At 60.8% G+C, this 15,060-nt stretch carries 11 protein-coding genes; 8 read left to right on the forward strand and 3 right to left on the reverse strand.

Features of this window, described 5'->3' with window-relative positions:
- The first annotated feature begins 157 nt into the window (after positions 1-157).
- Entirely contained in the window at positions 158-373 is a 216-nt protein-coding gene (gene rmf, locus FZE95_RS01545) for a ribosome modulation factor (RefSeq protein ID WP_150299046.1), read from the forward strand.
- A 141-nt stretch (positions 374-514) separates the two neighbouring features.
- Here the strand turns inward: rmf and FZE95_RS01550 are convergent, their stop codons facing one another.
- From FZE95_RS01550 to FZE95_RS01560, 3 genes are all read right to left on the reverse strand, one after another.
- Complete coding sequence (locus FZE95_RS01550; protein ID WP_150299047.1) at positions 515-1,537, reverse strand: quinone-dependent dihydroorotate dehydrogenase; 1,023 nt, start codon at positions 1,535-1,537, stop codon at positions 515-517.
- A 45-nt stretch (positions 1,538-1,582) separates the two neighbouring features.
- Positions 1,583-1,807 carry a DUF2835 domain-containing protein gene (locus FZE95_RS01555; RefSeq protein ID WP_150299048.1) on the reverse strand — a complete coding sequence of 75 codons (225 nt, stop codon included), beginning with the start codon at positions 1,805-1,807 and terminating at the stop codon, positions 1,583-1,585.
- A gap of 297 nt (positions 1,808-2,104) precedes the next feature.
- Positions 2,105-6,949, reverse strand: coding sequence for an NAD-glutamate dehydrogenase (locus FZE95_RS01560; RefSeq protein ID WP_150299049.1), 4,845 nt, complete (start codon positions 6,947-6,949; stop codon positions 2,105-2,107).
- Between the two features lie 185 nt (positions 6,950-7,134).
- Here FZE95_RS01560 and FZE95_RS01565 point away from each other — a divergent pair, with 185 nt between their 5' ends.
- The 7 genes from FZE95_RS01565 (at position 7,135) to FZE95_RS01595 (ending at position 15,059) form a co-directional block, all read left to right on the forward strand.
- A complete protein-coding gene (locus tag FZE95_RS01565) occupies positions 7,135-8,094 on the forward strand; it encodes an AAA family ATPase (protein ID WP_150299050.1) in 960 nt (319 codons plus the stop codon).
- 2 nt (positions 8,095-8,096) lie between these two features.
- Positions 8,097-9,053: a DUF58 domain-containing protein gene (locus FZE95_RS01570; RefSeq protein ID WP_150299051.1), complete on the forward strand. Its 957-nt coding sequence runs from the start codon at positions 8,097-8,099 to the stop codon at positions 9,051-9,053.
- Entirely contained in the window at positions 9,050-9,511 is a 462-nt protein-coding gene (locus tag FZE95_RS01575) for a DUF4381 family protein (protein ID WP_150299052.1), read from the forward strand. The genes FZE95_RS01570 and FZE95_RS01575 overlap by 4 nt, the downstream gene beginning before the upstream one ends.
- Entirely contained in the window at positions 9,474-10,502 is a 1,029-nt protein-coding gene (locus tag FZE95_RS01580) for a vWA domain-containing protein (protein WP_223824924.1), read from the forward strand. The genes FZE95_RS01575 and FZE95_RS01580 overlap by 38 nt, the downstream gene beginning before the upstream one ends.
- The gene (locus FZE95_RS01585) at positions 10,492-12,285 is read left to right on the forward strand and encodes a VWA domain-containing protein (protein WP_150299053.1); all 1,794 of its coding nucleotides are present in this window, start codon (positions 10,492-10,494) and stop codon (positions 12,283-12,285) included. Before FZE95_RS01580 ends, FZE95_RS01585 begins: the two co-directional genes overlap by 11 nt.
- Entirely contained in the window at positions 12,282-13,949 is a 1,668-nt protein-coding gene (locus FZE95_RS01590) for a BatD family protein (protein WP_150299054.1), read from the forward strand. Before FZE95_RS01585 ends, FZE95_RS01590 begins: the two co-directional genes overlap by 4 nt.
- Before the next feature lie 93 nt (positions 13,950-14,042).
- Positions 14,043-15,059: an SDR family oxidoreductase gene (locus FZE95_RS01595; protein WP_150299055.1), complete on the forward strand. Its 1,017-nt coding sequence runs from the start codon at positions 14,043-14,045 to the stop codon at positions 15,057-15,059.
- The last annotated feature ends 1 nt before the right edge of the window (position 15,060 follow it).

The following is a 15,060-nucleotide window of genomic DNA, read 5'->3' on the forward strand; positions in this document are numbered from 1 at the left end:
TACAACAGAGCAATCGCTTATGTGTTGCAAGCTGCAGAACATGCAGCCGGGCCTGACAGGCGGCGGCGCATGGGTACCGGGGCATTTTCCCTGGTACCAACCGCCCGCCTCGCTGGTTGCGAGGCGGGTATGTCATATCAAGTGAGGGTTCTACCTTATGAGAAGACTGAAGCGTGATCCCGTGGAAAGAGCATTCCTCCGCGGGTACCAGAATGGTGTTCATGGCAAGTCCCAAGATTCATGCCCCTTCAATAGCGTCGCCGCACGCCAGAACTGGATTAACGGTTGGCGGGAGGGCCGTGCCGATCACTGGGCCGGCTTTACGGGCATATCCGGCGTGCATCGCCTGAATGAAATGCGCGCCGTAGGTTAATTTCCTGAAGTAAGTGCGATTTCTCCAGAGGCGCTCTCTCCAAGCGCCGGGCCTTGAAGGCCCAACCGGCCCCTGCAGTGCGGGGGCCAACCAGACGGCAACCTTCCCCCTGTTTACCCACTCGTACCCGTTATCAACTGATCAGGTTCGGATAGCTGCAATCGCGTCAGCGCATTCGCGAATCAGCTCGGGTCCGCGATAAATAAACCCACTGTAAAGCTGCACCAGGCTGGCACCCGCCTTGATCTTGTCCGCTGCATCCGCCCCACACAGGATCCCCCCGGCGCCGATGATCGGCAGGCGTCCGCTGAGCGTAGAGGCCAGCACCCGGATGACTTCCGTTGATGCTTCGGTCAAGGGACCACCGGACAGACCGCCCGCTTCCTCGGCATGTTTCAGCCCTTCCACGGCGCCACGTTCGAGCGTGGTGTTGGTAGCGATGACCGCGTCCATGCCCTGGTCCACCAGCGTTTGCCCGACCATCGCCAGCTCTTCAGGGTTCATGTCCGGGGCAATCTTGATCGCCACCGGCACGTAACGCCCGTGTTGCTGGCTCAACTGCAGCTGGCAGGTTTTGATCTGTTCCAGCAGTACCTTGAGCGTGTCGCCGAATTGCAGGGTACGCAGACCGGGCGTATTGGGTGAGGACAGGTTCACTGTTACATAGCCCGCACGGCTGTATACCTTGCGCAGACACAACAGGTAATCATCTACCGCACGCTCAACCGGCGTGAACACGTTCTTGCCGATATTGATACCCAGCACGCCCTGGTAGCGCACCCTGGCAAGCCGTTCGAGCAAGGCATCCACACCGTTGTTATTGAAGCCCATGCGGTTGATGATCGCGTTACGTTCCGGCAAGCGAAACAGCCGTGGCCGCGGGTTGCCGGGTTGCGGCAGAGGCGTCACCGTCCCTACTTCGATGAACCCGAAGCCCAGACCTGCCAGACCGTCAACAGCGACACCGTTCTTGTCCAGCCCTGCTGCCAGCCCGACGGGATTATCAAAAATCCGCCCCATGACTTCCACTGGCTGCCGGCCTACCGGCTGCGCCAGATGCTTTTCCAGTCCAAGCCGCCCGGCGGCACCGATCATGTCCAGGGCAAGTTCATGGGAGGTTTCGGCGGGCAGGCGAAACAGCAGGGAGCGCAACGTGGGATACATGAAGTCAGGCCTTGGTGGAAAATGTCGGTGCGAGAGTATACCGACTCAGGGAGCTATGCGCTCGAGCGAGAGCAATTGCCCGTCTGCGGTAAAGGTCATTCGGAAGCTGCCGTAAATGCCCTCGTGCGTCAGAAACCGCCGTAGGTGATGGGCCGGCAGGCTGATGCGCCGACCGTCCCGGCTGAGCATCGTGACCCGCCTGGCGGTTCCCCGATACCATTCGAGGAAACGCTCGGCGGGCAACGACAGATCAAAAATCAACTGCTGCATGGCTCTCCTTGCTAGGGCCTGTTGCCGTTTCATCGCGAGCCGCGTTGCCGTGTCAAATGGCGCCAGGCAAGGCACGGGACGCAGGTAATGGTTGTTCCCTTGCCAAGTCTCGCAACGCCGCATGGCGTCATTTGCCACGCAACCCGAAGGGACGGGGTCCGTTTAACGCAGCACTGCGTTACTCGTCACTCATTTGGAACAACCAAACTTCGTTTCTCGCGCCTTGTTCTGCACCAAACGGGCCTCCGTCGCGGCCGCGATGAAACGGCAACAGACCCTAGGCCTGTCAGATACGCCTCAACCCGTGTGGTTGTTGGCGCCTTGTGCCAGATCCAGCAATTCTCGCATAGCCACCGAGATCATGGGATAGTCCCCGGTGGTCGCACTCTTGAGATCTGTGAGCATATTGCGCCAGCGCACCAGCAGTTGCTCATTACGCGTCATCCAGTTATCAACCACTGCATCGACGTCGGTGTCCTCACTCGAGGATTGCAATGCCGAGACAGTCATGGTCCGCAACAGGCCGTCCAGATCATCCCGATAGCTCTCCCGCGCCAGTGCCTGCCAGTGATTGTCCACCTGCAGATTGGACACCAGTTGGCCGAACCAGGGAATCTGCAACTCGCTGCCCAGCACGAAGGACACCCGTGCCACCCGCTCTGTTGGCTGCCCGGTGGCGTCCGCCGCTTCGATGATGCCGAGCATCGAATAGAACAGACCGGTCCCGGCGATCATGCGGGCGACCTGCTCCGGCACCCCGGCCGCGAGATAGCTGTTGTAACGCGTTTCCCATACGCCCCGTTTCGGCCCTTCGAAAAGGCCATCAAACTGTTCGGCGAGCGCGACAATGCGCGGTGCGAAATGGGCCACCTCATCCCCGGCACGCAAATCCAGCCGACGGTTGCGGATGAACCATCGCGAGGCCCGGCGTCCGAGACGCATCAGGTCGTCCATCAGATCAAACTGAACCTGCGCCGGTACCTGGTAATCGAGTGCTTCGATGGTCGCGAAATGATAGTTCAGACGGAACACATCGCGTGCCACCACATAGGCTCTGGCGATTTCACCCACTGATGCGCCGGTCGATTGTTCCAGGCGCCGCTGGAAGGTCACCCCCATGTGGTTAACCATGTCGTTGGCCAACTGGGTGGCGATAATTTCGCGACGCAAGCGATGTCCGGCCAGTGCGTCCTCATGCCGCTCCACCAGGGTCGCCGGGAAGGCGGTATTCAGTTCCTCACCAAGGTATTCGTCATCCGGCACATCGGAGGCGGCCAGCGTCTCCTTGAGATCGGCCTTGGAGTAGGAAATAAGAATCGCCAGCTCCGCCCGTGTCAGCCCCTCGCCGCGTGCCGAGCGCTCGGCCAGATGCTCGTCCTCGGGAATAAATTCCAGCGAACGGCTCAGTTTGCCGGATGCCTCCAGCGCACTGATCAGCCGGCGATATTCGCCCATGGCCAGGCGCGCCTGGCGTTCAGCCAGACTGATCGCCTGGGTCTGCTTGTAGTTGTTGGCCAACACCAGGCCAGCAACCTCATCGGTCATGCTGGCCAGCAGGCGGTTACGCTGCTTGCCGGTCATCTCCTGGGTGGCAACCACTTCGTTAAGCAGAATCTTGATATTGACCTCATGGTCCGAGCAGTCGACGCCCCCGGCATTATCGATGAAGTCGGTATTACAATGACCACCATTGAGGCTGTATTCGATGCGGCCACGCTGCGTCATACCCAGGTTGCCGCCCTCTCCCACCACCTTGCAACGCAGCTCCGCGCCATCGACCCGTACTCCGTCATTGGCCTTGTCGCCCACGTCGGCATGACTTTCCGCAGCGCTTTTGACGTAGGTGCCAATGCCGCCGTTCCAGATCAGATCAACCGGCGCCTTGAGCAGGCGATTGATCAGCTCGCTGGGCGTGAGTTTGTCCTCGCTGATGTCAAACAACGCCTTCATTTGTGGCGTGAGCTGAATTTGCTTGAGACTGCGCTCGAATATGCCACCGCCTTCGGAAATCAGGCTGCTGTCATAATCGCTCCAGCTGGAACGGGGCATGTTGAACAGCCGCTCGCGCTCGACAAAGCTGGCCTCCGGATCAGGGTCCGGATCAATGAAAATGTGCATATGGTTGAACGCCGCAACGACCTTCAACTTGCGCGACAACAGCATGCCGTTGCCGAACACGTCGCCCGCCATGTCGCCGATTCCGACGACCGTTACAGACTCCTCCTGGACGTTGACCCCGAGCTCGCGGAAATGCCGCTGCACCGAAACCCATGCGCCCCGTGCAGTGATGCCCATGGCCTTGTGGTCATAGCCGTCCGAGCCGCCGGAGGCGAACGCATCCCCCAGCCAGAAGTTGTATTGCGCGGCGATGGAATTGGCGATGTCAGAAAAACTCGCGGTGCCCTTGTCCGCCGCGACCACCAGGTAGGGATCATCGCCGTCGTGGCGAACAACCTGCTCCGGCGGCACTACTCTGCCTTCAACGTAATTATCAGTAATATCGAGTAAGCCTTTGATAAATAGTCGGTAACAGGCGATAGCTTCCTGTTGGATTTCGTCTCGCGATCCGCCAGCCGGCAAGCGTCGCGGTACAAATCCGCCCTTCGCCCCGACCGGTACGATGACCGCGTTCTTGACCTGCTGCGCCTTGACCAGGCCCAGCACCTCGGTGCGGTAATCCTCTTCGCGATCCGACCAGCGCAAACCACCACGGGCCACCTTCCCGCCCCGTAGATGAACGCCTTCGAAGCGCGGCGAGTAGACGTAAATTTCAAACATTGGCCGGGGCAGCGGTAGCTCCGGAATACGCTGGGGATCGAGCTTGATACTGATGTAATCCTTTGGATCGCCGTTCTCGTCACCCTGATAGAAGTTGGTACGCAGTGTGGCTTTGATCAGGTCCAGATAACGGCGCAGTATGCGGTCCTCGTTCAACACTGCCACGCCGTCCAGCGCATTGATGATCGCCTGTTCGAGACGCTCCTCCAGCTCGGCCGCCGAGGATTTGCGCGCCAGATAGAAGCGCGTCTTGAATAGCCGCACCAGCTCCCTGGCGATGGTCGAATGCGCGACCAGGGTGTTCGCCAGATAGGGCAGCTCAAAGCCCATGCGGATCTGCTTGATATAGCGGCCATAGGTACGCAGCAGCGCTACATCACGCCAGGACATGCTCGCCAGCAACACCAGGCGGTTGAACCCGTCGTTCTCCGCATGGCCTCGCCAGATATTGATGAAAGCGTCGCGGAACAGCTCGTTGACCTCCTGAATGTCCTGCGCGCTGTCCAGCGCATAGGTAAATTCAAAATCGTGTATCCAGTACACCGGCCCGTTAGCGCCGGCGATCCGGAAGGGAAACTCACCCATGACCCGCAGCCCGAGGTTCTCCAGAATCGGCATCACGTCAGACAGGGGCAGCGGCTCATGCAAGTGATACAGCTTGCAATGCAGCACCCCCTGTTTCTGCCGCAGCGGCTGATAGAAACTCATCCCGAGCGGATTCTCCTCGTTCAGGTTCAGCAGGTGCTTGAGATCGACTACGGCGGACGCTGTGGTGAACCGCTCGCTGTATCCAGCGGGGAAACTCTCGGAGAAGTTATCCCAGGCCTCGGTGGCATCGGCCTCACCGAGGGTTTCGTGTAAGCGGTCACTGAAATCATCGTGCCAGCTGCGACATGCCTGGATAACGTCCTGCTCAATTTTCACGTGATCTACTTCCTGGCCGTGTTTGGGGTCAACGCGCAGAATGAACTGGGTGCGCGTCAGTATCGATTCGGAGAAATACGTCCAGAATTCACATTCACTGGATCTGAGCCGATCCATCAGTACCGCCTGGATTCGCATGCGGATATCGGTGGAATACAGATCCCGCGGCACGTAGGCCAGGCAATAGTAGAAACGGCCATAATTGCCACGCCGCAGAAAGATGCGGATGCGCGCGCGCTCCTGGATTTGCACGATACTCAATGCGGTGTCGCGCAGCTGGTCCTTGGACATCTGGAACAGATCATCCCGCGGCAAGACCTGCAGTACCCGCTCCAGATCCTTGCCGAGATGACTGCGCGGCGCCAGTCCGGCCTCCTGCTTGACGACTTCAACCTTGCGGCGCAAATGGGGAATTCTCGAAACGTTCTCGGTATACACCCGCGAGGTATACAGGCCGGAGAAGCGGTGTTCGACCAGCACCTTGCCATTCTCGTCAATCTCCCGCACGGACACGTAATCCGGATAGGCCGGTCGATGTACGCGGCTCAGCCGCGACGCCTTGGCAAAGGACAACAGCAAGGGCGAGCGAAGATAATCCAGCACCTCCTCCGGCAGATCCGAAGTCACATCATCCAGTGGATCGCGAACCGCCACGCCCAGGCTGTGTTCGTCTTCGATACCCAACCGTCCCTTGGGCAAACCTTCATGAATATGAAAACGCTCATAGCCGAGAAAGGTGAAATGATCTGCCAGCAACCAGCGGAGGAATTCAACCGCCTCGGCGCGCTCTTCGGCCGGGAATTGTGCTGCGCCTTCAGTATTGAGCATTTCGACCAGTTCGTTCATGCGTTGCTGCATCGGTTCGAAATCCGAGACCGCGGCGCGCACATGGCTCAGCGCATCCACTACGCCCGTCTGCACGGCACGCAGCTCCTGCGTGCTCGCGCAGCGATCGATCTCGATAAACATCACCGACTCGGGGTGCCCCTGCGCGCCCGGATCGTTGCGACCATACAGGTGCAGCAACTGCCCCTGCTCATCCCGTTCCACCCGCATCACGCTGTTCTGCATGGTATGCACAAGGTAGCCCTGGCGTTTGAGCTCCATGCGAACCGAATCAACCAGAAAGGGCGCGTCCCGATGCAGTATTTCAACTACCGAGTGTGTGGTCTGCCAACCATGCTGTTGGGTGTCGGGGTTGAAGACCCGTATTTTCTGTTCGTGACCGTCAAACTGCTGGAAGAATCGCCAGGAAGACAGCGTGCAACCAAGCAGATCAGAATCGTGCCGGCCCCGCAGCTCCTCCAGCGGAGCGATGCCAAAGAATTGTTGGCTGAAACGCGCCACGTTCTCCGCATCACCCGGCTCAACGAGCGCTTGCAAGCGATCGCCGAGCAAAGCAAGCAATTCATCTTTACTACTGGCCATTATTAATGCCATGTTTCCTCCGGCAGTGATTGGGACAGGCCTGCAACAGACCTTCGAGGCATAGCTGGGTTAACATACAGCGTCTGGGCCGACTTCGGTGTCGGCGCGGAGAACGCAGCGTCAACAGCCCCAGTCTAGACCAAAAGGATGTCCTGGCAGTGACTGCCAGCAGGAGCCTTAATCCATGGAAACACGTCATGACGCACCGTAACTCCCTGCTTGAGCTGAAGGCCTTCATGGGCCAGCAGATTTTCGGGCAGGAACAGCTCATCGAGCGCATGCTGATTTGCTTGCTCGCCGCCGGGCATGTGCTGGTGGAAGGCGCACCAGGCCTGGCCAAGACCCGCGCAATCAAGGTGCTTTCAGAAGGCATCGAGGCCGATTTTCACCGGGTTCAGTTCACCCCCGATCTGCTGCCAGCGGATATAACCGGCACCGAGGTGTACCGGCCCGAGACAGCCAGCTTCAGTTTCCAGCAGGGGCCCATATTCCACCACCTGGTGCTGGCTGATGAGATCAACCGCGCCCCGGCGAAGGTGCAGTCTGCGTTACTCGAAGCGATGGCCGAACAGCAGGTAAGTATCGGCAGGCAGACCTATCCGCTGCCGGAACTGTTCATGGTCATGGCAACGCAGAATCCGATCGAACAGGAAGGTACCTATCCTCTTCCCGAAGCCCAGCTTGATCGCTTCCTGATGCACGTGCGCATCGGTTTTCCAGACGCCGCTCTGGAGCGACAGATTCTGCAACTGGCGCGCGGCGAAGCGCGCGGCGAAGAACCACAAATAGCCCGCCGTATCAGCCAGGAAACTATCCTGGCCGCCCGCCAGGAAGTACTCGAGTTGTTCATGGCTGACGCGGTGGAGGAATACCTGATTCAGCTGATCATGGCGACCCGGCGGCCGGAAATGTACAGCCCGCAACTCGCCGACTGGCTGCAGCTGGGGGCCAGCCCCCGCGGCACCATCGCGCTGGACCGCTGTGCCCGGGCTCATGCCTGGCTTGCCGGACGTGATTTTGTCAGCCCTGAGGACGTGCAGGCGGTCATTCACCCGGTACTGCGCCATCGCCTGATTCTCAGTTTCGAAGCTGAAGCCGAAGGCATTGATGCTGACCGGGTCATCGCGCTGCTCCTAGAATCCGTTGCAGTCGTCTGAGCATGGATAGCGAAGGTGCGGACGCGCTGGTCAAGGTGACGCTGCAATCGTTGCTGGATGCCCGACGGCATTGCCAGGAGCTGCCGCTGTTCAGCCGGCCGATGCGTACCAGCCGCCAGACTGGCCGCCAGTACTCGCGGTTGCGTGGTCGGGGCATGGATTTCGATCAGGTGCGGGCGTATCAGCCCGGCGATGATATCCGCACCATTGACTGGCGGGTTACCGCACGGACGCAGAAGGTGCATACCAAGGTCTTCAACGAAGAGCGGGAGCGGCCGGTCTTTATCATTTGTGAACAAAGCAGCCGCCTGTACTTCGGCAGCCGGCATTGTCTCAAGTCCGTACTGGGCGCCGATGCCTGCGCGCTGATTGCCTGGACCGCCCTGTCGCACAATGACCGGGTGGGCGGCATGGTCTTCGCGGACGATGCCTGCCATGAAGTCCGCCCACGGCGCAGTCGCCAGGCCATCCTGCAGCTCTTCCGTCTGTTGCTGCAGGCCAACCAGCGCATACCAGAAGCGCCCGACATGCACAGCGAAGCAATCGCCGAACCGCTGGATATGGCGCTGCGCCACAGTCGGGAAATCATTCGGCCGGGCAGCATTCTTTATCTGCTGTGTGATCACAGCGCCATCGACAATATGAACCAGTCCTTGTTGGCGCCCCTCGCTGCGCATAACGATATCGTCCTGTTGCCGTTGTTCGACCCGCTGGATGCCGAGCTGCCCATAGCCGGCATTCTGGACTTCATCCAGGGCCAGCAACGCTTCAGCCTGGATACCGAAAACGCTGCGGTGCGTAGCGCCTGGCAACAGCAGTTTGCTGATCAACAGCACGCCTGGCAGCGGCTGGCCAGACGCCTGCGCTGCGGTCTGAGCATGCTCGACAGCTCGCTGCCGGCGGTCGACCAATTGAGCACCATGCTTGGTAGCCATGCCGGGCGTGCCCACCGCCGATGAGTAGCACATTGACAGACGCGCTGATTCACCCAGCGCCGCCCCCACCGGTTCCGTGGTGGCCGCCCGCCCCCGGCTGGTGGCTATTGCTGGGGTTGTCGCTGCTGCTCCTTCTCATCCTGCCGCGCATACTCCGCAGCGTTCAGCGACGTCGGCTCGAGCGGACACGGGTCACCCAGGCCCTGCATGGATTATCCGAGACGCTGGCTGATCGGGAATGGTTGGCGGCGGCCAATAAGACCCTAAAGCGCGTGCTCAAGCGCCAGGGCAATGACCATGCAACCCGCCTGTTCGGTGACGCCTGGCTCGATTATCTTTGCGCCTCGTACCCCAAGCCCAACCGCAGCGTGCTCGGGCCCCTGGCCGCCGATCTCTACCGCCCGGACATGACGTTGTCAGCCGGCCAGCGTCGAGACCTGGAACATGAGCTCAAACGCTGGCTGCGACATAACCATGTTTGAATTCGGCTGGCCCCTGGTATTCCTGCTGCTACCGCTGCCCTGGCTGGTGCGGCGCTTCGCCCCGCCTGCGCAAAATCGTCCGGCTGCGCTGCAGGTGGCGTTCATGTCCAGATTGCAGGCCGTTCAGCCAGAAACAGCCGAGCCCGGCGTGCGACGCACCCCCTGGCCGTTTTTACTGATATGGCTGTTGTTATTGAGCGCAGCAGCCCGGCCCCAGCTCCTCGGGGACCCGCTACCCATGGAGGTCACCGGCCGCGACATGATGCTGGCAATCGACCTGTCAGGCAGTATGGAATTTCGTGATATGCAGATTGATGGCGAAGAGGCGGACCGGCTGAGCCTGGTAAAGCAGGTGGTGGGGCAGTTTATCCAACGCCGTCACGGAGACCGTATGGGCCTGATCCTGTTCGGGTCCCAGGCGTATGTGCAGGCGCCGCTAACGCATGATCGCGACAGCGTCCGGAAATGGCTCAAGGAGTCTTTTATCGGGCTAGCCGGCCGCCAGACAGCGATCGGTGATGCCATCGGCCTGGCCATCAAGCGACTGGAGCAGCAGCCTGCCGAACGCCGCGTGTTATTGCTGATAACCGATGGCGCCAACAACGCGGGCCGCATCAGCGCCGTTCAGGCTGCCAGGCTAGCAGCCGAACGGCAGATCCGCATATTTACCATAGGCATCGGAGCCGAGACTCAGCACCAGCACCAGCCAGCTGATACCAGCGCGTTGCTCATCTCCGAGCGCGACCCGTCTGTCGAGCTGGACGAAGGCACGCTCAAGGAAATCGCGCTGCTGACCGGCGGCGAGTATTTCCGTGCCCGCGACAGCGAAAGCTTTGAAGCGATCAATCAGGAGCTGGACCGGTTGGAGCCGGCATTGCGCGAAGGGCGAACCCAGCGCCAGAACCTGCCGCTGTACCCCTGGCCATTGGGCTTCGCATTGATCCTGAGCATGGCGTTGACCGGTTGGTATCGGAGGTCAAATGTGGCTTGAGTCTTTGACCGGTTTCAGTTTTTCGCGGCCTGTCTGGCTGCTTGCGCTGCTACCGGCGCTGGCGCTGTGCTGGCTGGCCTTTCAGCACGCATATCGGGGCTCGGGATGGGAATCCGTGCTGCCTGTGCATCTGCAGCGCTGGCTATTGCGACGTTCACCCGGTGGGGCCAATCGCAGGCGTTTTCTGTTGCTGGCATGCTGCTGGGTGATGGCGATACTCGCATTGGCGGGCCCGTCGCGCGAAATAACGACGCCATCGGTGCCCCAGGCTCAACCGAGCGTACTGATCGTGCTCGACGTGTCGCACAACATGCTTTCAGATGACCTGCGGCCTACCCGGCTGACCCGTGCCAAGCGCAAGATACGTGACATCCTGGCTCTGCCTGATGACTATCAGGTAGGCCTGGTCGCCTATGCCGGAAGCGCACACCGCGTCACACCGTTGAGTAACGACCCCGCAACCCTCACCAGCCTGCTACAGGCGCTGGAGCCCGCAATCATGCCGTCGTCCGGGCGCGACCTGGATCAGGCGCTGCAACTGGCGCGCGACAGCATCAGCGAGCTGCCACGCACGACCCGCGTGCTGCTGCTCACCAGCGGGGCCAGCGACACGGAACTGGCCGCCCTCGACCAACATGCCGAAGCCCTGGGCGAACAACTCGCGGTGCTGGGTGCAGGAACCCTTGAGGGCGCGCCCGTTGCGCTGGAGCAAGGCGGATTCATGCGTGATGACCAGGGCCGTATAGTGTTGCCCCGGCTTAATGCCCGCGAGTTGGCCAGTACGGTCCGCCGGCATGGCGCTAGCTATCAGGGGATGACCCTGGACAACCGCGACCTGCAGCGTCTGTTATCTGCGGCGCGTCCTTCCAGCGAGGCCGGCAATGGCGAACCGGGCAGATCGATCCAGGACTACGGTGCCTGGCTGGCGCTGTTGTTGCTACCGCTGGCCGCACTCGGTGCCCGGCGCGGCTGGTTGGGTCTACTGCTCTGCGTTGCTCTGCTACCGGCGCCAGCCGAGGCTGACTGGGCAGATTATTGGCAGCGTCCCGATCAACAGGGCGCCGCCTTGCTTGAACAGCAACAACCGGAAGCTGCAGCGGAGCAATTTGAAGATCCCGCCTGGCGTGCCTGGGCGTGGTATCAGGCAGGTGACTATCGGCAGGCAACCGAGGCCTACGCCGAACAGCTGAACAGGCAACCCGAGGATGCCGACAGCCACTTCAATTACGGTACTGCCCTGGCCATGAGCGGGCGCTATCCCGAGGCGCTCGAGGCCTTTGAACAGGCGTTGACCCGGGATCCTGAGCATCATCCTGCGCGTCATAATCGCGACAAAATCGAAGCCCTGCTCGAAGAACAGCAGCGCCAACAGGCGGAGCAGGAGAATGACAGCGAGGCCGGAAAGGTAAACCCTGGCGATCCCGCCGAGCCAGCCCCCAACCAGGCTCAGCCCAGCGAAATTCCACAACCTCCGCCTGCGGACACCCGCGGCGATGAAGACGTGCGAAATGGCCAGTCCGCACCATCGGCCGGCACTGAAAATGACGCAGGCACGACGCTTGATGCTCAGCAGGGCGATTCGAGCAGTGCGCCGCAGGGCAATCAAAGTGACAATGGAGCGCCTGGCGAAACCAATGCCTCTGCGACCTCCCCGGACGGGATGCACAATGAACAACAACAGGCGCTTGATCAGTGGCTCGAAGCGATCCCCGACGAGCCGGCCGAATTGCTACGGCGCAAGTTTCTGTACCAATATCAGCAGGGTAAGGAAGCGCAGCCATGAAATCGCTACTGTTATTACTTGCTCTGTTAACGCTGCCCACCTGGGCATGTGCCTCGTTGCTGGCCAGTGTCGACCGCACCCGGCTGATCGAGGGCGACACCCTGGAGCTGACGCTCGAAACGCCACAGGCCAGCCGGTCGACGCGGCCGGACTTCAGCCCGCTGGAGGAACATTTCCGCATTCAGAGCACCCGGCAGCTCAACCTGGTCAGCCAGGCCAATGGCACGGCTCAGCGCACTACCCGCTGGGTGGTTACCCTGACGCCCAAGCGCACCGGTTACGTCGCGATACCGCCGCTCAGCCTGGGCGACTCGAAAAGTGAACCGATCGGGCTGCAGGTGCTTACTGCCGCTCAGGCCGCACAGGACTCAGTTGCGCAGCTGGCTCCCATATTCATCGACAGCGAAGTCGATGTAGAGAACCCCTATGTGCAGGCGCAGGTGTTACTGACGCTCAGGGTTTACCATTCGGTGTCGCTGTACGATGACTCGACCCTGAGCGGATTGGAAATTCCCGATGCACGGGTGGAGACGCTCGGCCCGGCACAGCAGTCGGAACAATTGATCAATGGTGTGCGCCACGGTGTCATTGAAGTCCGTTACGCAATCTATCCGCAGCAAAGCGGCACGCTGGAGATCCCCTCGCAGCTATTCAGCGCCACTACCTTGCAACCCGTGGATCCCTCCGCCCGATTCTCGGCGCGCACCGGTCGGCTGGTGCAGGTGCGCTCGCCAAGCATTCTGTTGAATGTGCGGCCCGTGCCGGACGACTATCCGTCCGGAGCGTCATGGATACCGGCCAGCGAGCTCACCCTCACCCAGCACTGGCAGCCTGACCCGGGTACCGACCTGATCACCGGCGAACCCCTTACCCGCACCCTGACCGTGGAAGCCCAGGGCCTGAGCGCCAGCCAGTTGCCCATTCTCCACAGCCTGGTGCCAGGCACGGAGAAACATCTGCGTCAATATACGGACCAGCCCAAGCTGGAAAACCACACCCGCGACAACGGTATCCGCGGCGTCCGCCAGGACAGCGCTGCGCTGGTGGCTCAGGCCGAAGGCGTGTTCCATGTGCCTGAGCTGCAACTGTATTGGTGGGACACGACACAAGACCGGCTGCGTACCGAGCGGCTCGACAGCGTCACCCTGAATGTCAGCGGGCTGGACAATGTCGGCCCGTCGATCAGCGAGCCGGGTATTGCAGACACAAGCGGCGTGGCGGGCCCCACGATCTGGCCCTGGCAGCTTGCCAGTCTGCTGCTCAGCATCGCCTTGAGCGTATGCCTGTTGCTGCTCTACCGCGCGCGGCGGGCCCTACATGAGGGCGACATAATCGAAGAAGAAGAGATCCTTGGCGAGGAACATCAGGGTAATCCCCTCGGGGATCTGCAGATCGCCTGTCGCGCCAACCACCCCGCAGAAGCCCGCAAGGCGCTTGAGGCCTGGGCGCGGCAACAGCACAGCGAAGGCCTGATAGCCCTGACCCAGCATAATCAGGAGCTTGCCGATGCGCTGGATGAACTCAACGCCTCCCTGTTCGGCCAGACCGAAAGCCCGTGGCGCGGCAAGCCACTCTGGCGCGCTGTTCGCATGACCATCCAGAGCCGCCAGCGCGCAGCCGAAGCACCGGCTGATCCACTTGGTTCGCTTTACCCGGACGTTTAGCCACTCGTCCCCCGCCGGGAACCGCCTTTCTGTTAGGGCTTCTATAGGTGAAGCCCATGCGGCGCCAGTATCAAGGCGCACTCAGGAGGATTAATGAAAATCAAGCTCAAACCCTTGAATGAACAGGTAATCGTGCTGACCGGTGCTTCCAGCGGCATCGGCCTGGCCACTGCCCGAGCAGCGGCAAAGGCCGGCGCAAGGCTGACGCTGGTGGCGCGCAATGAGCAGGTGCTGGATGAAGTCGAGCGTGAACTGGCAGCTGGCGACAAGGTCATGCACGTGGTCGCTGACGTCGGCAAGCGCGAAGACCTTGAACGCGTCGCCAGTGAGACGGTTAATCGCTTCGGCGGCTTTGACACCTGGATCAACAACGCCGGCAGTTCTGTCTGGGGACGCATGGACGAGGTCAAGGACGAAGACGTCCATCGGGTCATGCAGACCAACTTTTGGGGCACCCATTACGGCTCGAACATTGCCGTGCGGCATCTGCGCAACAAGGGCGGCGCCTTGATCAATATCGGTAGCCTCGAATCCGCAGCGCCCCTGCCATTGCACGCGGCGTATAGCGCGAGCAAACACGCAGTAAAGGCCATGACCGACTCCTTGCGCGTGGAGCTGGCCCGGTCCGGCTCGCCAGTATCGGTTACGCTGGTCAGGCCTCCGGCGATCAACACGCTGTTCAATGATCACGCGAAAAGTTATCTGGGCAGTGCACCAACCTTTCCACCGCCTGTGTATTCCCCCGAGGTGGTAGCGCGCAGCATCTTGCACGCCTGCGAACATCCCCGTCGGGATATCTATATCGGCAACTCGAAGATGTTCACCCGCATGGCGCAACTCGCGCCCAGGCTGACAGACATGATGAACGCCAACATCATTTACGATGTGCTGCACAGTGGCAGGCGCGACCGTCATCGCCAGGGCAGCTTGCACAACGCCGACGTAGGCAAGGTGACGGATGGACAGGCCAGCGGGGACTATCCGGGTCGAGTGCACAAATGGAGCTTTTACGCCTACGCTTCACGTCATCCCCTGCTGTTGACAGCGGTGGCCGCAGCCGCTGTTACGCTGGCTGCTGGGGTAAGGAAAAGCCGTCAACGCCATCATTAGT

The sequence above is a fragment of the Pseudomonas profundi genome, assembly GCF_008638305.1.
Taxonomy (GTDB): domain Bacteria; phylum Pseudomonadota; class Gammaproteobacteria; order Pseudomonadales; family Pseudomonadaceae; genus Halopseudomonas; species Halopseudomonas profundi.

Bases quoted from the DNA above. Each gene is read 5' to 3' on its own strand.
- rmf (WP_150299046.1), top strand. From the start codon at position 158: ATGAGAAGACTGAAGCGTGATCCCGTGGAAAGAGCATTCCTCCGCGGG.
- FZE95_RS01550 (WP_150299047.1), bottom strand. From the start codon at position 1,537: ATGTATCCCACGTTGCGCTCCCTGCTGTTTCGCCTGCCCGCCGAAACC.
- FZE95_RS01555 (WP_150299048.1), bottom strand. From the start codon at position 1,807: ATGCAGCAGTTGATTTTTGATCTGTCGTTGCCCGCCGAGCGTTTCCTC.
- FZE95_RS01560 (WP_150299049.1), bottom strand. From the start codon at position 6,949: ATGGCATTAATAATGGCCAGTAGTAAAGATGAATTGCTTGCTTTGCTC.
- FZE95_RS01565 (WP_150299050.1), top strand. From the start codon at position 7,135: ATGACGCACCGTAACTCCCTGCTTGAGCTGAAGGCCTTCATGGGCCAG.
- FZE95_RS01570 (WP_150299051.1), top strand. From the start codon at position 8,097: ATGGATAGCGAAGGTGCGGACGCGCTGGTCAAGGTGACGCTGCAATCG.
- FZE95_RS01575 (WP_150299052.1), top strand. From the start codon at position 9,050: ATGAGTAGCACATTGACAGACGCGCTGATTCACCCAGCGCCGCCCCCA.
- FZE95_RS01580 (WP_223824924.1), top strand. From the start codon at position 9,474: ATGAGCTCAAACGCTGGCTGCGACATAACCATGTTTGAATTCGGCTGG.
- FZE95_RS01585 (WP_150299053.1), top strand. From the start codon at position 10,492: ATGTGGCTTGAGTCTTTGACCGGTTTCAGTTTTTCGCGGCCTGTCTGG.
- FZE95_RS01590 (WP_150299054.1), top strand. From the start codon at position 12,282: ATGAAATCGCTACTGTTATTACTTGCTCTGTTAACGCTGCCCACCTGG.
- FZE95_RS01595 (WP_150299055.1), top strand. From the start codon at position 14,043: ATGAAAATCAAGCTCAAACCCTTGAATGAACAGGTAATCGTGCTGACC.